The organism is Nitrosomonas europaea (assembly GCF_900167395.1).
GTDB classification, from domain to species: Bacteria; Pseudomonadota; Gammaproteobacteria; order Burkholderiales; family Nitrosomonadaceae; genus Nitrosomonas; species Nitrosomonas europaea.
Genome location: NZ_FUWK01000009.1, coordinates 36268 through 59254, shown reverse-complemented (window position 1 = coordinate 59254; position 22987 = coordinate 36268). Strand labels below are relative to the sequence as shown.

Annotated in this window: 13 protein-coding genes and 1 tRNA gene; 9 read left to right on the top strand and 5 right to left on the bottom strand. The window is 54.4% G+C overall.

Annotated elements, in window-relative coordinates; genetic code table 11:
- Positions 1–63: 63 nt before the first annotated feature.
- Genes B5D58_RS04775 through B5D58_RS04760 form a run of 4 tightly spaced genes read left to right on the top strand, consistent with a single transcriptional unit; the run spans position 64 to position 7745 of the window.
- Positions 64–1779 (top strand): class I SAM-dependent DNA methyltransferase, encoded by a 1716-nt coding sequence (locus tag B5D58_RS04775; RefSeq protein ID WP_011111020.1) that lies wholly within the window; start codon positions 64–66, stop codon positions 1777–1779.
- Positions 1769–3109, top strand: coding sequence for a restriction endonuclease subunit S (locus B5D58_RS04770; RefSeq protein WP_011111019.1), 1341 nt, complete (start codon positions 1769–1771; stop codon positions 3107–3109). Before B5D58_RS04775 ends, B5D58_RS04770 begins: the two co-directional genes overlap by 11 nt.
- Positions 3106–4599 (top strand): RNA-binding domain-containing protein, encoded by a 1494-nt coding sequence (locus tag B5D58_RS04765; RefSeq protein ID WP_011111018.1) that lies wholly within the window; start codon positions 3106–3108, stop codon positions 4597–4599. The genes B5D58_RS04770 and B5D58_RS04765 overlap by 4 nt, the downstream gene beginning before the upstream one ends.
- Complete coding sequence (locus tag B5D58_RS04760; protein ID WP_011111017.1) at positions 4596–7745, top strand: type I restriction endonuclease subunit R; 3150 nt, start codon at positions 4596–4598, stop codon at positions 7743–7745. Before B5D58_RS04765 ends, B5D58_RS04760 begins: the two co-directional genes overlap by 4 nt.
- A gap of 131 nt (positions 7746–7876) precedes the next feature.
- Here B5D58_RS04760 and B5D58_RS04755 read toward each other — a convergent pair whose 3' ends face one another.
- Positions 7877–8791, bottom strand: a complete 915-nt coding sequence (locus B5D58_RS04755) for a DMT family transporter (RefSeq protein WP_041356409.1) — start codon at positions 8789–8791, stop codon at positions 7877–7879.
- Between the two features lie 336 nt (positions 8792–9127).
- Positions 9128–10513, bottom strand: a complete 1386-nt coding sequence (locus tag B5D58_RS04750) for an L-serine ammonia-lyase (protein ID WP_011111015.1) — start codon at positions 10511–10513, stop codon at positions 9128–9130.
- A gap of 196 nt (positions 10514–10709) precedes the next feature.
- Between B5D58_RS04750 and B5D58_RS04745 the strand changes: the two genes are divergently transcribed.
- The 5 genes from B5D58_RS04745 to B5D58_RS04720 all read left to right on the top strand — a co-directional run bounded on the left by B5D58_RS04745 (position 10710) and on the right by B5D58_RS04720 (position 17389).
- Positions 10710–10784: transfer RNA gene (locus tag B5D58_RS04745), tRNA-Val, on the top strand.
- Positions 10785–10865: 81 nt separating this feature from the next.
- Positions 10866–11705, top strand: coding sequence for a S1 family peptidase (locus B5D58_RS04740; protein WP_011111014.1), 840 nt, complete (start codon positions 10866–10868; stop codon positions 11703–11705).
- Between the two features lie 196 nt (positions 11706–11901).
- Positions 11902–13191 (top strand): TIGR03013 family XrtA/PEP-CTERM system glycosyltransferase, encoded by a 1290-nt coding sequence (locus tag B5D58_RS04735; protein WP_011111013.1) that lies wholly within the window; start codon positions 11902–11904, stop codon positions 13189–13191.
- Between the two features lie 37 nt (positions 13192–13228).
- Positions 13229–15280, top strand: coding sequence for an XrtA/PEP-CTERM system histidine kinase PrsK (prsK, locus tag B5D58_RS04730; protein ID WP_011111012.1), 2052 nt, complete (start codon positions 13229–13231; stop codon positions 15278–15280).
- A 231-nt stretch (positions 15281–15511) separates the two neighbouring features.
- On the top strand, positions 15512–17389 hold the full coding sequence (locus tag B5D58_RS04720) for an ABC transporter ATP-binding protein (protein WP_011111011.1): 1878 nt from the start codon (positions 15512–15514) through the stop codon (positions 17387–17389).
- A gap of 40 nt (positions 17390–17429) precedes the next feature.
- Here the strand turns inward: B5D58_RS04720 and B5D58_RS04715 are convergent, their stop codons facing one another.
- From B5D58_RS04715 to B5D58_RS04705, 3 genes are read right to left on the bottom strand one after another with little or no spacing between them, the layout of a single operon-like run.
- Positions 17430–20531 carry an efflux RND transporter permease subunit gene (locus B5D58_RS04715; RefSeq protein ID WP_041356988.1) on the bottom strand — a complete coding sequence of 1034 codons (3102 nt, stop codon included), beginning with the start codon at positions 20529–20531 and terminating at the stop codon, positions 17430–17432.
- Positions 20532–20533: 2 nt separating this feature from the next.
- Positions 20534–21697 (bottom strand): efflux RND transporter periplasmic adaptor subunit, encoded by a 1164-nt coding sequence (locus B5D58_RS04710; protein ID WP_011111009.1) that lies wholly within the window; start codon positions 21695–21697, stop codon positions 20534–20536.
- A 9-nt stretch (positions 21698–21706) separates the two neighbouring features.
- A complete protein-coding gene (locus tag B5D58_RS04705) occupies positions 21707–22963 on the bottom strand; it encodes a TolC family protein (protein WP_011111008.1) in 1257 nt (418 codons plus the stop codon).
- Between the last annotated feature and the right edge of the window lie 24 nt (positions 22964–22987).

Here is a 22987-nt window from a genome sequence, read left to right as displayed (position 1 = left end):
TGTGATAAGGTTAATGATAGCCACCGCCTCATTCAAACTGCATAAATTCATCATTCTCCTGATATGAAACCCATAGAACAACAGTTCTTCAACGATCTGGAAAAGAAGCTCTGGACCGCCGCCGACAAGCTGCGCTCCAACCTCGACGCCGCCGTGTACAAGCATGTCGTGCTCGGGCTGATCTTCCTCAAGTATGTATCCGATGCCTTCGAGGAGCGGCAGCGGGAACTGCGCGAACAGTTCACCAACCCTCAGCACGACTACTACATGGATCCGGAAGAATACGGCGGCGCGGGCACGCCGGAGTATGAGGACAACATCGCCGCCGAGCTCGAAGTCCGCGACTACTACACTGAGAAGAACGTGTTCTGGGTCCCTGTGGAAGCCCGCTGGCAAACCCTGCGCGATTGCGCGCAACTGCCACCCAAGGCGGCGCTGCCCTGGAACAAACCCGGCAAGGACGAACCCGAGGAAATGCGTTCGGTCGGCTGGCTGATCGACAACGCCATGGAAGCTATCGAACGGGAGAATATCCGGCTGAAGAACGTGCTAAACAAGGACTTCGCCCGCGTGCAGCTCGACTCCAGCAAGCTGGGCGAACTCATCGCCCTGTTCTCTGATACCGACTTCGCGGCCAAGACCTACAAGGGCCAGCCGCTCAGCCTGCAATCCAGGGACATCCTCGGCCACGTCTACGAATACTTCCTCGGCCAGTTCGCCCTGGCCGAAGGCAAGAAGGGCGGGCAGTACTACACGCCCAAGAGCATCGTCACCCTGATCGTTGAAATGCTCCAGCCCTTCAAGGGCCGCGTGTATGACCCGGCCATGGGCTCCGGCGGTTTCTTCGTGCAGAGCGAGGAGTTCATCGGACAGCACGGCGGCAAAGCGGCCAACGGCAAGAGTGGGCAGATCAGCGTTTACGGGCAGGAAAGCAACCCCACCACCTGGCGGCTGGCTGCGATGAACATGGCTATCCGTGGAATCGACTTCAACTTCGGCAGCGGCCCGGCCGACACCCTGCTCAACGACCTGCACCCGGACCTGCGCGCCGACTTCGTGATGGCCAACCCGCCCTTCAACATGAAGGAATGGTGGAACGAAAAGCTGGCCAACGACCCGCGCTGGATCGCCGGTACACCACCGCAAGGCAACGCCAACTTCGCCTGGTTGCAGCACATGCTCTGGCACCTGGCGCCCACCGGCAGCATGGCACTGCTGCTGGCCAACGGCTCCATGAGCAGCAACACCAACAGCGAAGGTGAAATCCGCAAGCGGCTGACCGAGGACGACTACGTGGAGTGCATGGTCGCGCTGCCCGGCCAGTTGTTCACCAACACCCAGATTCCGGCCTGCATCTGGTTCCTGACCCGCGACAAGCAGAACGGCTTTGCGCTGGACAAGAAGAAGCGCGACCGGCGCGGCGAATTTCTGTTCATCGACGCCCGTCAGATGGGCTATATGAAGGATCGCGTGCTGCGCGATTTCACAGTGGACGACATCCAGAAAATCGCCGACACCTTCCATGCCTGGCAGCAGGGCGATGGGTACGAGGATGTCCCCGGCTTCTGCAAATCCGCCTCACTGGAGGAAGTGCGCAAGCATGAGCATGTGCTAACACCGGGGCGCTATGTGGGCACGGCTGAGCAGGAAGAAGACGGAGAACCTTTTGCCGACAAGATGCAGCGCCTGACCGCGCAACTGGCGGAACAGTTCGCGGAGAGTGCGAGGCTGGAGACGGAGATCAGGAAGAATTTGGCGGGGTTGGGCTATGGCTGGTAAGTGGCCCTACAAACGAGTTGAAGAAATTGCCCTGAAGGTTGCAATGGGGCCGTTTGGCTCATCAATTAAAGTTGAAACATTCACAGATACGGGTATTCCCATAATAAGTGGGCAGCACCTGCGTGATGCAGAACTAACAGATAGTGAGTTCAATTTCATTACGGAAGAACACGCTGACTCTCTTAAAAATGCCAATGTTCAAAGGGGGGATGTGATTTTTACCCATGCTGGAAATATTGGGCAGGTGGCGTTTATTCCGAATCATTCAAAATATCAGAGATATGTTATCTCGCAGCGGCAGTTCTATTTACGCTGTGATACCAGCATTATTCTTCCGGAGTTTGTTGTCTATTATTTCAAAAGTCCTGAAGGGCAGCACAAACTTCTTGCCAACGCTAACCAGGTTGGTGTGCCATCAATCGCACGTCCCTCGTCATACCTGAAAACAATCGAAGTTCCCGTTCCCTCAATCGAAGAGCAGCAAGTTGTCGTGCGAAACATCAAGGCACTTGATGTCAAGATTCGCGCGAATCGCCGCATCAACCAAACCCTCGAAGCCATGGCGCAAGCCGTCTTCAAATCCTGGTTTGTCGATTTCGACCCGGTCAAGGCCAGGATCGCCGCCATCGAACAAGGCCAAGACCCGCTGCGCGCCGCCATGCGCGCCATCAGCGGCAAGACCGACCTTGAGCTCGACCAGATGCCCCGCGAGCACCACGACCAACTCGCCGCCACCGCCGCCCTGTTCCCCGATACCATGCAAGAGTCGGAGTTGGGGGCGATTCCGAAGGGGTGGCAAGTAAAGCGCGTCGGTGATTTGATTGAATTGGCATACGGCAAAGCTCTCAAATCAACCGACCGCCAAGAAGGCGCTGTTCCTGTTTACGGTTCTGGCGGCATCACCGGCTGCCACAATGAAGCATTGGTACCGCATGGAGCGATCATTGTTGGCCGCAAAGGAACAGTTGGCAGTTTGTACTGGGAAGACGATCCGTTTTACCCGATCGACACAACCTTTTACGTCAAACCAAAAGCTGTGCCGATGACGTACTGCTTCTATGCCATGCAAACACTTGGGTTGAACAAAATGAATACCGATGCTGCCGTTCCCGGCTTGAATCGGGAGAACGTGTACCGACTGGAGTTGGTTAAACCATCCACGCCGGTTTTGAATGCTTTCGATGGGCTGGTTGCGCAGATTAGGAAGACAATGCAAGCAAACGAAACGACAGGGCAATCGCTGGCCGAACTCCGCGACACCCTCCTCCCAAAACTCCTCTCCGGCGAGCTGTCCGTCGACAACACCTCTGCCGAGGCGGCGACCGCATGATCGAATTTACCGCGCTGGACGATCTTTCCCTGCTGCGTGAATCCGTCTCGCTGGAGTGCAAGCTCGCCCAGGGCCGGGATGGCAAGGGTGCGTTGCCGGATGATTTCTGGCCCACCTACAGCGCGATGGCCAATACCGATGGCGGCATCGTGATTCTGGGCGTGCGTGAGCGCAAGGGGCAGTTCGAAGTGGCGGGCATTGAAAACCCGGACAAGCTGCGCACCGAGTTGTTCAACCACCTGAACAACCGCCAGAAGGTCAGCGTCAATCTGCTGCGGGATGAGGATGTGCGGGCCTGGCCGGTAGAGGGCAAGACGCTGCTGGTGGTGGAGATTCCGCGAGCGCGGCGTCAGCAGCGGCCCGTGTACCTGAGGGGCAATCCGTTGGGCGGCCATACCTACCGCCGTCTGCATGAGGGTGACCGGCCCTTGCCGGACGAAGACGTCAAACGCATGCTGGCCGAGCAGGTGGAAGACAGCCGGGATGAGCGCATCCTGCCCGGCTACGGCCTGGATGACCTGCACCTGGAAAGCCTGCGCGCGTACCGTCAACTGTTTGCCAATCGCGACCCCTCCCACCCGTGGAATGCGCTGGCAGATCAGGCGTTCTTGCGGCAGATCGGTGGCTGGCGGCAACACCGCGAGACAGGCGAAGCCGGGCTGACGCTGGCGGGCCTGCTGATGTTCGGGCAGTGGTCGTCGATCACCGAGGCCGTGCCGCTGTGCTTTCTGGACTATCAGGAGCGCCCGGCAGACTATGCCACGACGGTGCAATGGCTGGATCGCATCGTGCCCGACGGCACGTGGTCAGGCAATGTGTTCGACTTCTACCGCCGCGTCGTGGGCAAGCTGACGGCCGACATCAAGGTGCCGTTCGTGCTCAAGGGCGATATTCGCCAGGACGATACGCCCACGCACAAGGCGCTGCGCGAGGCGTTGGTGAACACGCTGGTGCATGCGGACTACACGGGCCGCATCTCCGTGCTGGTGGTCAAGGAGCCCGCGGGCTTTGTGCTGCGCAACCCCGGCGGCTTGCGGGTGCCTGCGCAGCAGGCGTTGCAAGGCGGCATGAGCGACTGCCGCAACCGCACCATGCAGCAAATGTTCCTGATGATTGGCCTGGGCGAGCGTGCGGGTTCGGGCATGTCCCGCATCGTGCATGGCTGGCGTGACCTGGGCCACGAATTGCATCTGCGCGAATCCTATGAGCCGCACGAGCATTCGGTGCTGGAGATGTTCTGGGCGAAGGGGCGGGGGGCGACTTTGGCTTCCGAAAGTTCGGAAGAAAGTTCGGAAGAAAGTTCGGAAGAAACGGGCAAAAAGATCCTTCATCTGCTGCGCGAAGAGCCTTCGCTGACCGCCTCGGCACTGGCCCGGCGTCTGCAACTCACGCCCCGAGCGATTGAAAAGCAGCTGGCCAAACTCAAGGCGCAAAAACGCTTGCGCCGCATCGGCCCCAACAAGGGCGGTCACTGGGAGGTGGGGGAATGATCACCGAACAAAAACTGGAAGATACAGCCGTTGGCTGGTTTGCCGAGCTGGGCTGGCCGCATGCCAACGGCCCGGAGATCGCCCCCGATGGCGACCAGCCCGCCCGCACCGACTACCGCCAAGTGGTGCTGCGAGAACACCTGCTGGCCGCACTGGCACGCATCAACCCGCACATCCCCGCCGCCGCGCTGGAGCAGGCCGCGCACGAGTTGTTGACGGTGGGCGAGCCGTTGTTGATTGCCCGCAATCGCCGTGTGCATCGGCTGCTGCTGTCCGGTATCCCCGTAGAGTTTTCCGTGGGTGATGAAAAGCGCAGCGATCTGGTCAACCTGATCGACTTTGCCAACCCGCGCAACAACGACTTCCTGCTGGTCAGCCAGTTCACCGTCCGGGCTACCCGCCAGCCGCGCCGCCCCGATCTGGTGGCCTTCGTCAACGGCCTGCCGCTGGTGGTGATCGAGCTGAAGAACCCGGCCAACGAGCAGACCGACATCTGGGATGCCTTGAACCAGATACAGACCTACAAGGAAGAGATTGGCGACCTGTTCAACACCAACGTGGCGGTGGTGGTCAGCGATGGCTTCACGGCGCGGTTGGGTTCGCTCACGGCCAATCAGGAGCGCATGCAGCCCTGGCGGGCGATTGCCAACGAGGACGACCGGCCGCTGCTGGAATTCGAGCTGGAAACGCTGGTGCGTGGCTTCTTCGAGCCGGCGCTGTTTCTCGACTATGTGCGCCACTTCGTTCTGTTCGAGCAGGATGCCGATCAGATCATCAAGAAGATCGCGGGCTATCACCAGTTCCATGCGGTGCGCGAGGCGGTGAAAGCCACGGTGATCGCCGCCAGCAACCCGAACAAAGGTTTGTTGGAAGTGCAGGAGCCGCGCGCCACCTATGGTAAGGAAGTGCAGCCCGGCAGCCGCAAGGCTGGCGTGGTGTGGCATACGCAAGGCTCGGGCAAGAGCATCACTATGGCCTGCTACGCGGGCAAGCTGTTGCAGCAGCCGGAGATGAAGAACCCCACCCTGGTGGTGGTGACCGATCGCAACGATCTGGACGGGCAGTTGTTCGCCACCTTTTGCGCCGCCGAAGACTTGCTCCGTCAAACGCCAGTGCAGGCCGGCAGCCGCGAGGAGCTGCGCGAAATACTGGCTTCGCGTGAGGCGGGCGGCATCATCTTCACCACGGTGCAGAAGTTCGCCTTGCTGGACGACGAAGAACAGCACCCGCTGCTGTCGGATCGCAGCAATATCGTGGTGATTTCCGACGAGGCGCACCGCAGCCAGTACGGCATGAAAGGGCGACTGGATACCAAGACCGGCAAGTACGTATTTGGCTACGCCAAGCACATGCGCGACGCGCTGGCCAACGCCACCTTCATCGGCTTCACCGGCACCCCCATCGCCCTGGAAGACAAAGACACGCGGGCGGTGTTCGGCGATTACGTCAGCATCTACGACATTCAGGACGCGGTGGACGATGGCGCCACGGTACCGATCTTCTACGAAAGCCGCCTAGCCAAGCTGGACGTGAACCAGGCCGAGATCGACGCACTCAATGCCCAGGTAGATGAGGTCATCGAGGACGAGGAAGACATCACCGCCCGCGAGAAGACCAAGAGCGATTGGGCTGCGCTGACCAAGCTAGTCGGCGCGCAGCCGCGTCTGGAACAGGTGGCTGCCGACCTGGTGCAGCACTTCGAGACGCGCACAGCCACTCTGGAAGGCAAGGTGATGATCGTGTGCATGAGCCGGGACATTTGCGCCGAGCTGTACAACGCCACCGTCGCCCTGCGCCCGGACTGGCACGATGCCGACCCGGAGAAGGGCGCAATCAAGGTAGTGATGACCGGCTCGGCAGCGGACAAGCCCTTGCTGCAGCCTCACCTGTACAGCCAGCAGGTCAAAAAACTCCTGGAAAAGCGCTTCAAGGACCCGGCGGACCCGTTGAAGCTGGTGATCGTGCGCGATATGTGGCTGACCGGCTTCGACGCGCCCTGCTGCCACACGATGTATGTGGACAAGCCCATGAAGGGCCACAACCTGATGCAAGCTATTGCCCGCGTCAACCGGGTATTCCGCAACAAGCCCGGCGGGCTGGTGGTGGATTACATCGGCATCGCCAACGAGCTGAAGGCGGCGCTCAAGACCTACACCGAATCCAAGGGCAAGGGCGACCCGACGCACAACGCGGCCGAAGCTCTGGCAGTCCTGCTGGAGAAGCTGGACATCGTGCGTGGGCTGATGCACGGCTTCGACTACCGCGGGTTCGAGACCGATGCAATGAAGCTGCTGGTGCCGGTAGCCAACCATATCCTGGGGCTGAAGGACGGCAAGCAGCGCTTCCTCGATGCCATGCTGGCCGTGAGCAAGGCATTTTCCCTGTGCAGCACGTTGGATGAAACTGCTGCCTTGCGTACGGAGATTGCCTTCTTCGCCGCCGTCAAGGCCGCCATCGTCAAGTTCACCACGGTGGACCGCAAGCGTTCCGACGCAGATAAGAACAGCGCGCTCAAGCAGATTCTGGACAACGCCATCGTCGCTGACGGGGTGGCGGATATCTTCGCGCTGGCGGGTCTGGACAAGCCCAACATCGGGCTGTTGTCGGAAGAATTCCTGGAAGATGTGCGACAGATGAAGAACCGCAACCTGGCGGTAGAGCTTCTGGAAAAACTGCTGAGCGACGAAATCAAGGCGCGCGCACGCAACAACGTGGTGCAGGAGAAGAAGTACGGCGACCGCCTGCTGGAAACCCTGCGCAAATACCACAACCGGGCGGTGGAGACGGCGCAGATCATCGAGGAACTGATCCAGATGGCGAAGGACTTCCAGGCGGCGCTTGAACGCGAAGCCGCGCTGGGGCTGAATCCCGATGAAATTGCTTTCTATGATGCACTGGCCAACAACGAAAGCGCCGTGCGGGAGCTGGGAGACGACACCCTCAAGAAAATCGCCGTCGAGATTACCGAAAAACTGCGCAACAGCACCACGGTGGATTGGCAGGTGCGTGAGAGTGTTCGCGCCAAGCTGCGGATTCTGGTGCGGCGCACCTTGCAGAAATGGAAGTACCCGCCCGACAAGCAGCTGGAGGCAGTGGAATTGGTGCTACAGCAAGCGGAAGTGTTGTCGAATTCATGGTCGAAGTGATGACCAAGTTGTTCGAGGTAGGTAGGCACACCATCAGTGAATGGTTTACGGGCAATGGGCTTCTATAACCTGGATGCCATCATTACTAAGTGTACACTCTGCTCAAGTTCAGGTTTCCCAGAGCCACTCCATTATTCCATCTTCCGCATACTGATCATCATCACACCAATCAACACCAGCCCCGAGCCTGCCAGCTGTGTCAGCGACAGTTGTTCCGCGAGAAACACGTAAGCCAGGTAAATGGTCGCCACCGGCCCCAGTGCACCTATCATGGAGGTTTGCATGGAGCCGATTCGTCGCATAGCAGCGGCAAGGGCAAAGGCAGGCATCACGGTGGAGAACAGCGCCATACCAATGCTGAGGCCATAGACACGGGTGGATTGCTGCAAGTCATCCAGCGGATGAGTGAGCAGGAATTGGGCGATGCAGGCCAGACAGGCGACGGTCATGGCATAAGCGGTAAAGCGCATGGAGCCGATACGGGCGATGGTGTGTCCGGCACCAATCAAGTAGATGGCATAAGCCAGTGCGCTGGCAAAAACGAGGCTACTCCCCATGAACAGACCATCCGATGTGATGTGGAAATCATGCACGAACACCAGCCCGATACCAACATAACTGAGCAGCAAGGCGAACCAGACCCTGCGCCCGATAGCCGCGCGAAATACCAGCGCACTGATAAGCACCACCATGGTGGGATACAGAAACAGAATCATGCGCTCCAGCCCCGCGCTGATGTATTGCAGACCGAGAAAATCAAGAAAACTTGCCAGATAGTAACCCACCAGCCCCAGCAGCAGGACAGCGAGCCAGTCGTGCCGGGCCATGGGTGTGGCCTGCGCCCGTCCGTGCAGCATGGCAAATACGAAAAATGGCACGGAAAACACCATGCGCAAGGCCAGCAAAGTTACGGCATCCACAGGCTCGACATAGGCCAGTTTGATGAAAATCGCCTTGGCGGAAAAACCAATCGCCGACAGCAAGGCAAACAGAACACCCAGCGCCTGCTGGTGCGATGAGAAGAATCTTGCAAGTAAGGGGTACATGGGGAATCTGAAAATCCTGTATTCGATCATTAAAAACACAGGTCTTTTCACGTAAGACAGCGATCAGCGGGAGAAGACCCGTATCACTATCTGATAATCAGCAACTCAATGTAATGATCAGGCGCACGGGACAATGGCAGGAAACCGCCACAGTCGTGGAATCAGTATTACTCTGGAGATGTTCATATTTGTACTGTATGCGATGCGGGCGTATCGCCTATGACGATCAGGCACGCATTTTCTGTCGTGCAGCCATGCAGCAGAAGGCTTACTTTGAATAATGCGACTCTCCGGGCTATCGCCCCCTCACAACGAGAATTTCAGGAAATAACGCTCTCAACATTCAGTGATACTGACACTGACAGCCAGGCCGCCCAGTGAAGTTTCCTTGTATTTGTGCGACATCTCCAGGCCAGTCTGCTTCATTGCATTGATACAGTTATCAAGGGGGATGAAATGCTCGCCAGTACCGCGACAGGCAAGCGCAGCGGCAGTGTGTGCCTTGATTGCGCCAAAGCCATTGCGTTCGATGCAAGGCACCTGAACCAGCCCACCGACCGGGTCACAGGTCATACCCAGGTGATGTTCCAGCGCAATTTCAGCGGCATTTTCGACCTGCTCGGTAGTACCTCCTCGTACCGCACAGAGACCGGCCGCAGCCATGGCTGCTGCTGAACCTACTTCTCCCTGGCAACCTACTTCGGCACCGGAAATAGAGCTGAGGTGCTTGATCAGCCCGCCAATGGCCGCAGCTGTCAGCAGGAGATCCCGTACCTGCTGTTCAGTACCGCCTTCATGTTTGAGCAGATAGTAAATGACTGCCGGAATAACCCCGGCAGCACCGTTGGTGGGTGCTGTAACGACCATGTGCCCTGCAGCATTTTCTTCATTGACTGCCATAGCGTAAGCACATAACCAATCGTTCAGTGTGGCCTTTTCCGGATGCATCTGCAGTTGTTCGTACAAATCTTTTGCACGTCTGCGTATACTCAACCCGCCCGGGAGACGGCCTTCTGCCGTCAATCCCTGCTCGACACAGTGACACATGGCTTTCCAGATACTATCCAACCCTTGTTCAAGCTCCTGCGCCGACATTCTGGTCAACTCATTGGCACGCTTCATTTCGGCGATGGATAAGCCGCTCTGCTGAGACATTTCTAGCATGCCGATCGCAGAATCGAACGGATAGGGATACAACCCGGCAGATTCCATTTTGAGCGGAGCATTCAGCTGGTTGATTTCTGCCAGGGTGCAGATGAACCCGCCCCCGATGGAAAAAAAGGTTTCTGACAGAATTTTTTTCCCCTCTTCATCCAGCAGATAAAAAATCATGCCATTGGGGTGTTGCGGCAATGGGTCCGATTTATCAAAAACGATATCATCCTCAGGGTTGAAACCAATCTCTCTCCCGCTGGTAAGTTGCAACGTATCGGTGGCCCAGAGTTTTGCCGTCAGTGCATTGACATCCTCTCCGGCAAGCGAGACGGGGCTATGGCCGTGCAATCCCAAAGCCACTGCCCTGTCCGTTGCATGCCCTCTGCCGGTAAAGGCAAGCGAACCCTTGAGCACACAATAGACACGATAGTTGAGATCGTCTGGAGTCTGCGAGACCAACTGATCGACATGATCACGGAAAACATTTGCTGCCGTCATTGGCCCCATGGTGTGAGAACTGGAAGGGCCAATACCAATTTTGAACAGATCGAGTACGCTGATGAACATAGGGTAAATCTTGCCGGATATTAAGAGTGGAGCCTGTTGCCGCGGGCTGATATTGCAATGGTTGAAATTGTATAGCAGATTGGCCGAGTTTGCCTTAGGGGCAGAAACAATTATTTTGCAGGAATTCAGGAGAACGATAATAATTGACCGGCATAAACAGGCTATGGTCTAATCCTGTCGTTAAGAGGCAACAAAGAGGCGGTTAACTCAGCGGTAGAGTGTCACCTTCACACGGTGGAAGTCATTGGTTCGATTCCAGTACCGCCTACCAGATTTTTCTGTCACGCCAGAACAACCTGTGCCAGCTTGTCATTGGCATGGAAGGACCGGTTTATATGACAGGAATAATTTTTTGAACGGTGTCCTGCAGTCACTGCGGGCACCACTCTTCAACCCATTTTACTCCTGCCACATGTTCAACCCGGCTGCATTTCCCGTTCTGCGATTGTTTATCGTGTGTCTGGTACTGCTCTATTCTCCATTCTGTCAGGCAGATCTCGTAAAAACAGTGGAGCGAATCAAACCGGCAATTGTTGGAATAGGCTCTTTCCAGAAATTACATTCTCCCCCTGTCAATTTTCTTGGTACCGGCTTCGTGGTCGAAGATGGTTTACATGCCATAACCAATGCCCATGTGATTTCTGATTTATCCAGCAATACCAGCAAAGGCTCATTGATCATCATGACCGGAAAGGGTGAAAAACCTGAGCTGAGAAATGCCACGATCATTGCTCTGGATAAAGAACATGATCTTGCTCTCTTGCGTTTCGAGGGAACAGCATTACCTGCAATGAAACTGGGGGATGCCGGCACGATAAAAGAAGGAAAATTGCTGGCATTTACCGGCTTTCCCATCGGAATGGTACTCGGCTTCTACCCGGTGACCCATCGAGCTACCATTTCTTCAATCACGCCTGTCATCCTGCCTGCACAAAATGCCAGGCAGCTCGATGCGGCAAAAATTCGACAACTGCAAAAATCGGCTTACAAAATATTTCAGCTCGATGGTACGGCTTATCCGGGCAACAGCGGAAGCCCATTGTATGACCCGGATACCGGAGAGGTTTACGGGGTGGTGAATATGGTTTTCATAAAAGGCAAAAAGGAGTCTATACTGAGCGATCCAAGCGGGATCAGCTATGCCATCCCGGCTAACTACGTTATTGATCTGCTCAAACAAGGTGGCTTCTGATCGTTTTATGACAGTGAGATGGCTCGCCATCGATCTTACCGTTTTTTACCGATCCGTTTATTTATACGTCATTCTGGCTGGGGTATGCTTTGATTCGGGTATCTAATCATTACATTTCCGGATTTTCCGTATTGCTCGCCAGCATCGAGGCTGCTGCATTGCTTGCGGTTTTTTTGCCGGTGCGGCCATTCGATTCATGCAATGGGATGTCCCGGTATCGGGATCACTGATCTCACAATTACCTGGAGCGGTCACTTTTACTTTCGTAATCCTCGCCAGCATGGCTGCGCTGGGTATGTACCAATTGGACGGCCGGCAGGATTTCGAAGGGATTCTGCTCAGACTGCTCCCTTCCCTTGCGCTGGGTTTTGGTTTCATCACTCTTATTTTTTATCTGTTTCCGGATCTTTACTTCGGTCGTGGACTACTGGCCATCGTAATGCTGCTGGCCTTGTTGCTGATATTGATCATCCGACTGCTTTTTTTCAGGTGGTCCGGGCTCGACAGTTTACGCCCCCGTGCGCTCGTACTGGGTGCCGGGGTAAATGCCAGAGAATTGCTCGATCTCATTGACAAGACTTCCATTCTGCCTAATTTAAAAATTGTTGGATTTGTACCATTCGATAAAGAAAGCCGTCATGTTCCAGCGGAAATGATCATCCCGAAAGCCGGTTCACTGGCCTCTCTGGTCGATCAATATGATGCCAGTGAAGTCATCGTCGCAACGCAGGAAAGACGAGGAGGCACTTTTCCCATTCAGGAGCTGCTGGAATGCAGAATAAGCGGTATAAAAGTCACTGATCTGGTTGGTTTCTTTGAGAGAGAGTGCGGCCACTTGCGAATGGATTCACTCTATCCCAGCTGGCTGGTGTTTGGCAGCGGCTTCAACCAGGGAACTTTGAGAACCGTGGTCAAACGCATGTTCGATATCATCACCAGCCTGTTGCTGCTGATCGTTACATTACCCATTATGTTACTGACTGCACTGCTGATAGTGATCGAAGACGGGTGGCCGGTATTTTATCGTCAGGAAAGAGTGGGGGATGCGGGAAAAACTTACATGGTCATCAAATTCCGCAGCATGTTCAACGATGCGGAAAAAGCCGGAAAACCACAATGGGCCACTACGGACGACCCCCGTTCGACGCGGGTGGGGCGAATCATCCGCAAACTGAGAATCGACGAACTACCGCAGATCATCAATGTGCTCAAGGGTGAAATGAGTTTCGTCGGTCCGCGGCCCGAACGGCCTCATTTCGTTGACATGCTGAGTGCACAGGTTCCCTATTACAACATGCGGCACAGTATCAAGCCGGGTATTACCGGCTGGGCCCAGGTACGCTATCCCTATGGAGCATCGATTGAGGATGCCATCGAGAAGCTCCAGTACGATCTGTATTACGTCAAAAACCACAGCCTGTTTCTCGATTTCGTCATTCTGATCGACACTGTTGGCGTCGTCCTGTTGCGCAAAGGCAGCCGATGAATTTTGGCAGTCACGACCTCCCCCCGTGCTGACCACCATGACAACCCTGAGCTACGCAGCAGCAGCAGCAGCCTTTTTCTTTTTATCCATTCTGCTCATTACCAGCTGGCGGGGACGTCTTTATGGTTTATTACTGGCAGCAGCCTGTCTTTCCTCCTCGATATGGGCGGCAACGATCGCAGGGCTGTCCTATCTGGATTACGCCTATCCTCTGTTGATCCAGGTACTGGAACTGCTGCGCAACGCTACCCTGACCATCTTCCTGATCACCTTGCTGGGGCCCTTCCAGCCGGGAAAGACAGATAACACATCACCTAAAATCAGACCGGCAGTCGCTGCCATCGCTCTGTTCTACCTGATTTGCCTGGCTCAGATAGTCGTTTTTGGTCAGACCACCGGTATCGATCCGGATCAGCCGGGTGCTTCCCGGGATTTTCTTATATGGGTGGCAATGGCCATCATCGGGATGATCCTGGTGGAACAGTACTACCGGAACACTCCCCGTGAACAGCGCTGGGGAACCAAATTCATCTGCCTGGGTATCGGCGGCCTGTTTGTCTACGATTTTTATCTGTACAGCGATGCACTCTTGTTCAGAAAAATCAGTGCCGATATCTGGGTTGCCCGGGGATGGGTCAATACACTCATCGTTCCGCTGATTGCCCTCTCAGCCGCGCGCAATCCGAAATGGACGGTAGGTATTGCGGTTTCGAGGCGCATCCTGTTTTACTCTTCCGCATTGTTCGGCGCGGCAGTTTACCTGTTACTGATGGCCGCAGCAGGCTATTACCTCCGATTCTCGGGAGGCACCTGGGGGACGATATTCCAGCTCACTTTCCTGTTCGGGGCGATTATTCTGCTGATCGTCGTACTGTTCTCCGGGACGACGCGTTCCTGGCTCAAGGTGTTCATCAGTAAACATTTCTTCAGTTACAACTATGACTATCGTGAGGAGTGGCTGCGCTTTACACGCACTCTGTCCGAGGAAGAAACAGAATTGAGGGTTCGGGTGATCAAGTCACTCGCACAGCTCGTCGAAAGTCCGGCCGGAGGAGTATGGTTCAAATCGGAACAACACCATGCCTATCTGCCGATTGCCCGCTGGAATATTCCACATATCGACGCTTCCGTGGCAATAGATAGCTATTTTTGCCAGTTCATGCAGGAAAGCTCCTGGGTAATCGATTTATACCAGCATGATTCCGAATCACAGAAATACGCGGCCATGATATTACCCGACTGGCTGCCCACCATTCCCAAGGCACGCTGGGTGGTACCACTGATATTACACGGAGAACTGCTGGGATTCGTAGTGCTGACCGAACCGCGCAGCGCAGTCGAGTTCAACTGGGAAGTCAGGGATTTACTGAAAGTAGCAGGAAGACAGGCAGCCAGTTATCTGGCGCAGTACGAGGCAGCCCAGGCATTATCCACGGCCCGGCAATTTGAATCCTTCAATCGCATGTCCACATTCATCGTACATGACATCAAAAATCTGATCGCTCAGCTTTCGCTGTTACTTACCAATGCAGAAAAGCATAAGGATAACCCGGAATTTCAGCAGGATATGCTGGACACCGTAGCGTTATCCGTCAATAAAATGAAACGCATGCTTGAAAAACTCAGCAGTGAAAACATACGTGAAGAAAAGAATGCCCTGTCTCTGAATGAGCTGCTGCAACGGATCATTGCCAGCAAATCCTTTTATGAACCTCAGCCGGTACTTGACATCCTCGACACAGAACTGAATGTACTGGCTGATCTGTCACGTCTGGAACGCGTCCTTGGCCATCTGGTACAGAATGCAATCGAGGCGACTCCCAAAGATGGGTATGTCGAGGTGCGGCTCAAGCAGCAGCCCGGATGGGCAGTCATCGAAATCGAAGATAGCGGACATGGTATGAGTGAGCAATTCATCCGCGAGAAACTGTTCACTCCTTTCGAATCGACCAAAACAGCAGGGATGGGTATCGGTGTTTTCGAAAGCAGGGAATATGTCGAGGAAATCGGTGGGAAATTGCATGTATCCAGCGAAGTATCGAAAGGAACGATTTTTACAGTCATGCTGCCGTTAGTCTCTCCCCCGTAGCCCGCAGTGCCGGGAAACACTTCATCCATATCGGTCATTGCTGGTCGATCAGACCAGTCGCCGTGGCCGAAACGAAAATATCCACCCGGTTATCTGCCGGATTTCCAGAATCAGTTACCTGACAAAATCCGGTATCCTTGTGAATTCTGATGGATATCAATATTTACACCGCAACCATAATGTGGTTCATCTGATATTTCTCACCACCTGTTTTTTCTGAAACACGATTTTATGCTCCGTTATTTCGAACGCCTGATCAACCCCTTTCCATCCGGCAAACTGACCGAACCTCCTGCTACGCTCTACCGGTTCTGCCGCCATTACATGAAAGGTGCAGAGATTTATTTCATTTTGCTGGCGATCGCCACCTTTTGTGTTGCCGTCGGTGAAGCCATGCTGTTCGGTGTACTGGGAACCATCATAGACTGGCTGGCTGAGAAAGATCCACAAGCGTTTTTACAGGAAGAAAGATTAACCTTGCTGGGATTGTCACTTTTCATCCTGATAGCGATGCCAGTGATCGTTTTCTTCCATTCAGTCATTCTGTACCAGTCCCTGATGGGAAATTTTCCCATGGTCGTTCGCTGGCTATCTCATTGCTACCTGCTTGACCAGAGTTATGCCTTCTTTCAGAACGAATTCAGCGGACGTATCGCGACCAAAGTCATGCAAACGGCACTGGCTGTACGTGAAACGATCATCAAAACGCTCGATGTTCTGCTGTTTGTTACCGTCTATCTGGCAACTGCATTACTGCTGATTGCCAATGCAGATCTGCGCCTTTGTATTCCGCTGATCATCTGGCTGGCAGTGTACTTGTGTATTCTGCGCTACTTCATACCCAAACTCCGGCACATCTCCCGGATTCAGGCAGATAGCCGTTCAAACATGACTGGGCGCATCGTGGACAGCTATGCCAACATTCTCACCCTCAAGCTCTTCTCCCACACCCGGCGGGAATCCGACTATGCCCGGGACGGTATGCAGGAATTTCTGGATACCGTCCACCCGCAAATGCGTCTGGTGACGCAGCTGAATACCTGTGTCTGGATCAATAACATGCTGTCCGTTTTTGCGATCGGCACACTTGGTATCCTGTTGTGGCTCGATACAAGTATCAGCACAGGAGCAATTGCCATTGCACTAAGTCTTGCCATCCGCCTGACCGGGATGTCTCACTGGATCATGCTGGAAGTCGGAGAATTATTCGAGAACATCGGCATCGTGCAGGATGGCATGAACATGCTGGCCAAACCATATGCAGTAACAGATACCCCCGATGCCATACCGCTATTCGTCACGAAGGGACAAATCGATTATAACCAGGTCGAATTTTCCTACCATAACGATATTAAAAACGAGGATCACCGGATTTTCAAAGCACTCGATCTCCATATCAGCTCTGGCGAAAAGGTAGGGATTGTCGGTCCCTCCGGTGCCGGAAAATCGACTCTGATCAACCTTTTGCTGCGTTTTTATGATATCCGGCAGGGCAGTATCCAGATCGATCAGCAGGATATTCGTACGGTAACGCAGGAGAGCCTGCGTGCCAACATCGCCATCGTTACTCAGGATACCTCATTGCTGCACCGTTCCATCCGTGAAAATATCCTGTTTGGCAGACCCGATGCCACCAAAGAAGAAGTCATCCTGGCCGCACAGCGGGCCCATGCGCATGAATTCATCCAGGAACTGGTAGACAGTTACGGCCGCAGAGGGTACGACGCCATGGTGGGAGAACGCGGAGTCAATCTGTCAGGCGGGCAACGCCAGCGTATCGCCATTGCCCGGGTACTGCTCAAAAATGCACCTATTCTGGTTCTGGATGAGGCAACGTCTGCGCTGGATTCTGATATAGAAGCCAGTATCCAGCAAAGCCTGCATGAGCTGATGCAAAACAAAACCGTGATCGCCATTGCCCACCGTCTCTCTACCATTGCGGCCATGGATCGGCTGATCGTGCTGGATAACGGGCACATCGTCGAGCAGGGGCGCCACGCCGAGCTGCTGTCACTCAACGGGCTTTATGCCAGGCTCTGGAACCATCAGTCTGGTGGTTTTCTGGGTCATCTCGACCATAGCTCTGGCAGCCATGACGAAACCTGTTAACGGCTGAGGATCACCTTTCAGGACCTGTTCAAGATCTCGATCAGAGGATTTGCTGCTGTGTGACCGGAGGTTGATCAAACCGGCGATACAGCACAGGCAACACTACCAGTGTCAGCAACGTAGAGGTGATCAACCCGCCGATGACCACGATGGCAAGCGGCCGCTGCACTTCTGAGCCCGGGCCGGTCGCGAACAGAAACGGAACCAGCCCGAGCATGGCTACCGTAGCGGTCATCAAGACCGGGCGGAAGCGCTGCTCGCATCCTTTAATGACGGCATCCTTCACGCTGACCCCCTCATCACGCAATTTGCGAATATAGGAAATCAGCACCACTCCGTTCAATACCGCAATTCCCCACAATGCGATAAAACCAACCGAGGCAGGCACCGATAGATATTCACCGGTGACAAACAGGCCAAATACACCCCCTATCGATGCAAATGGCAGCACCAGAATGATCAAAGCAGCCAATCTGAGGGAATTGAACAACATGAACAGTAAAAAGAAAATCGCAAAAATCGTTATCGGGACAATGATCGAAAGCGTAGCCATAGCACGCTCCATATTCTCGAACTGCCCCCCCCACTCGAAGAAATAACCGTCAGGCAGTTTCACTTCTTTGGCAATCCGCTCCTGTACCTCTGCTACAAACCCGCCCAGATCACGGCCTTCGACATTCGATCCGACTACTACGCGACGCTTGGCATTTTCACGTGAAACCTGGGCGGGACCATCGACGATGTTAATGTTAGCAACAGTATATAAGGGCACGGTTACGCCATCCGGGGCCCGCAGCAGCAAATTGCGAATGCTTTCGATACTGTCACGAAAATGTTGTGGAAAACGTGCCACGATGGAAAAACGCCGCTCACCTTCGTACAAAGTACTGACTTCACGACCGCCGACAGCAGTCTCGATCAGTTCATGCACATCAGCGACATTGATACCGTTACGCGCAATGGCATTACGATCAACATCGATGGTGAGGGATTGCTGGCCGGACAGACGTTCTATACGAATATCCTGTGCACCCGGAATGCTGCGTAAAATGCGTGCGATCTGTTCCGACAGCTCACGCAATTTATTCAGATCGTCCCCGAAAATTTTTACTGCAATTTCAGAGCGTACACCAGTCACCATCTCATCCACTCTTTCGGCAATCGGTTGTGACAAAACGATATTGACGCCTGGCAGCACCTCCAGCAATTTGCGGATATCTTCATCCACTTCATCCTGGGTACGACCGGACTCCGGATCGAGTATCACGATCGGATCGGATTCATTCTGCCCGGCCGGGTCAGCAGGAGATTCACCGCGCCCCAGTTTGGATACCACACTTTTCACCCCTGGCACCTTCGATACGGCCTTCATGGCTTCCATTTCCATTTCAATGGCTTCGGACAGGGAAATCGAGGCTACCCGGTTGATCTGGGGAGTCAATGCACCTTCTTTCAAAGTTGGAATAAACGATTTCCCCAGAAATGGAAACAACACAAAAGACAGCAGCAATAATCCCAGCGCAGTGGTAACTGTCAGTTTTCCCCGCTTGAGTGCAGTGTTGAGCAAGGAATGGTAAGCCGCTTTCAGTTTGGCAATGATCGTCGTATCGTGATCGGCCCCCCCTTTCAGGATATAGGCACACAATACCGGGGACAAAGTCAGCGAGACGATCAGGGAAATCGCCAAAGCAATCGCAATCGTAAAGGCCAGCGGACTGAACAACTTGCCCTCCATACCCTGTAACGTCATCAGTGGCAGAAACACCAGAATGATGATGCAAATCCCAAAAATCACCGGTGTACCGACCTCACCCACCGCCTCAATAATGGTACGCGCACGTGATTCCTGCGTGTTGCCACTATGGCCCAGGCGATGAAAGACATTTTCCACCACCACCACGGTGGAATCGACCATCAGCCCGATCGCGATCGCAAGCCCGCCCAGTGACATCAGATTGGCGGAGATACCCTGGTGATTCATTATCATGAATGTCAGTAAGGGCGTAACTACCAGTGTTGCCACCACGATCAGGCTCGAGCGCACATCCCCCAGAAAGATGAACAACACGACGATGACCAGAAAAATACCTTCCATCAGTACCTTGCTGACCGTCCACAATGCGGCATCGACCAGGTCGGTACGGTCATAATACGGAACGATCTGTAATCCGCCGGGCAGCAGTTTCTGCTCATTGATCTCCGCCACCTTTACCTTGACGCGCTCCACGATTTCCTTGGCGTTCCCGCCTCTGACCATCAGCACGATGCCGGAAGCCGATTCGGTATACCCACCCTTGATGACGGCCCCTGCCCTGACCTCCGTGCCCAGTTTCACTTCAGCGATGTCACGCACGAATACAGGCACACCGCGCTCTTCCGACAGGACGATATTGCCAATATCCTGCAGGGTGCGAATCAGGCCAACCCCTCGAACGAGATACTGTTCACTGCCGGTCGGCAGGATACCGCCGCTGGCATTGGCATTATTTTCTGCAACGGCCTTCTCTACCTGGTTCAGTGTCAGATCGTAGTGACGCAGTTTGTTGGGATCCGTCAGCACATGATATTGCTTGACATACCCTCCCTGCGAATTGATTTCCGCCACTCCGGGAATGGATCGCAACATTGGCCGGACAATCCAGTCCTGCACGATGCGCCGTTCGGTCAGTTCTTCGACGGTCAGTGCCCGCTCACCATCATTGGGATGATCGATCGTGTATTGATAAACCTCTCCCAGGCCCGTAGAAACCGGACCCAGGCGCGGGATAATTCCCGGTGGCATTTTACTGGCTGCTTCCAGCAGCCGCTCCATGACCAGTTGCCGGGCAAAATAAACATCGGTTTCATCGGTAAAAACCAGGGTAATGATGGATAAACCGCTCTTGTTCAGTGAACGCATTTCCTCCAGTCCGGGCAATCCGGTCATGGCAATTTCCAGTGGAACCGTCACCAGCCGTTCTATCTCTTCCGGACTGCGACCGACTGCCTCAGTCGCAATCTGCACCTGAATATTGGTGACATCCGGAAACGCATCGACTGACAAGCGTTGTGCTGCATGCAGACCAAACCCCATCAGAATCAGCGTCAGCACGACTATCACCAGCCGCTGCGCCAGCATGGCGCGTACCAGAGAAGTAATCATCATTACTCCAGATCCTTGCGCTTGCGCTCGTTATTCAGGTGAAAGGCACCATCGACGATGATCTGCTGATCCGGTGTCAACCCTTCCAGGACGGGTCTTACCTGATTGATCATTTCATCCAGTTTGACCGGAGTCAGTGTGAAACCGCCATCTTCCCGGGCAATGAACACATGATCCTCATTATTCTCACGTACCACCGCCCCTTCCGGGATGACCAGACGCTCACGCGCGTGTTCATCGATATTCACTGTGGTCAGCATATCCGGACGTAACCTGCGTTCAGGATTATCCACTTCCGTGCGGACAGTTACCGTTCGTGTCAGCGGATTGACGATGTCGGATACAAAAATGATGGTTCCATCGAAACTCGTGTCCCCCAATGCAGGTACGCGCACTTCCACATGCTGACCCAGCTCGACAAAATGGGCAGCATGCTCCGGGACATCCCCCACCACCCACAGCACCGACAAATCAGCCAGTGTAAATAGCTGATCCGAAGGCTGAACCACCTGTCCCAGCGCAACATCGCGTGCAATTACCGTACCGCTGCGCGGTGCGGTAATGACCACGGAAGGCAGGATCTGGCCACGTTTGGTCAGATCCTGCACTGCCTGGTTATCCATTCCCAGCAACCGCAAATGATCCTTCGCCGCACTCAGTTCAGCGTTTGAAACCTGTAATTCCGATTCCCGGCGCTGCAGCTCTGCAGCACTGATGACATCCTCCTCAAACAATTGCTGTGCGCGCATGGCTGCACGCTGTGCCAGTACTGCCAGAGAATTGGCACGCAGATAAGCCAGTTGAGCCTGGGTCAGTTCCGGGCTTGAAATCCTGGCCAGTTTGGTACCGGCGGAAACACTATCCCCCAAATGTGCATAAATTTCGACGATCCGCCCGGTAAAGCTCGCCCCGACCTGAACGAGCTTCAATTCGTTGACCTTGATCTGCCCGGGGACGCTCAGTTTTTCAGCAATATCGGCATAAAAGGGCTTGCCGGTTTTGATCCGTTCGCGTAAATCCGGCCTGAGAAAAATTGTATTGGCATCATCTGTTTCTGCCTTGACGTGTTTTTCCGGAGGCTCCTGTTCCTCTCCGCTCTTGCAACCCGGAACAGACAGTGTGACGAATGCAAGAAAAACAGCAATGATCTGTATCTGCAAATTCATTGAAAAAGGTTACTCCTTTGGATAATGCGCTCGCAGCCGATCTATCTCTGCCGCTGCTGACTGTAATTCGAACTGGGCCTGCAACAGCTCCGAACGGGCATTACGCAACACCCGCTGGGTATCCAGCACCTCGATAAACCCTCTTTCCCCCAGCCGGAAAGCAGCTTCCGCCACACGCAGCGCCGCTTCTGCTTCCTTGACGATACCGCCTTCAAACATTTCCACTCTGCGCCGCGCAATCTCCATCGCCTGCCAGGCGGATTCCAGCAGTCGATTGATCTCATAGCGACGATAATCGAGCGTCTCGCGCACTCTGGCTGCATCTGAAACCGCTGCATCGACTTCACCGCGCCGCTGATAGAAAAGTGGAATCCGTACGCTCAATCCAGCGGTATTCGATGTAAATTGCTTGTCCTGGTAATTGCTGTAAAGAATATTCACTGACGGCAGTACAGAAGCACGCTCCTGGTCGATTCGCAGATGTGCGCGATTCTGCTCTGCCTCCAAACGCAGAATTTCCGGATTCACAGTTGATAACTCAACACGTAACGCTTCAAGTGAAGGCAATTCGACCGGATCACCGAGCGAAGCAGTCACGTTGAATTCAGGTGGCAAGGCGCCTGCTGTCAATTGCAACAGAGCAATACGTGCCCGTTCGGTATTCAATAATGCTGCCTCTTTTCTGCTCGCTGCCGTCATTACTTCGGTATCGGCACGAATCAACTCGAAGCGGGCAGTTTCACCCGATTCAACGCTCAGCTTGATACGACGCTGTATTTCCCCCATCAGATCATGAATATCTGATTCCATCTCAGCCAGACCACGTCGCAACAGAAATTCATAGATATGTACCCGAAGTTGCGCCGCCAGATCTGCCCGTGCCTGTTCCAGATTTGCGCGACTGGCTTCCACCCCGGCCTCTGCCGCACCGATCCGGGCACGCCGCACAAATGGATTTTCCAGTGACTGACTGACTGTCACCTGCCGTTGCATGGAAGCCGGCCCGGTATCAATCTCAGGTAAACGCTTACTGTCAGGGCCAGCCATAAAAGTAACTTCAGGGTTGGGAAATGCCGATGCACTGGTAACCTCTGCCCTGGCTATCTCGACCTGTGAACGGACAGCCTGCAGCAAGCCATTGGCCTGTAAACCCATACGCTGAATATCAGTGACGGTATATCCGCCTCCCGCCGCCAGAACCGGATAATTTGATCCCGTAAATAAAGCGAAGCCAGACAGGAAACTCCAGAGAAAAATTTTCCGCATACAAAATGAAGATAAAAGCTGTAT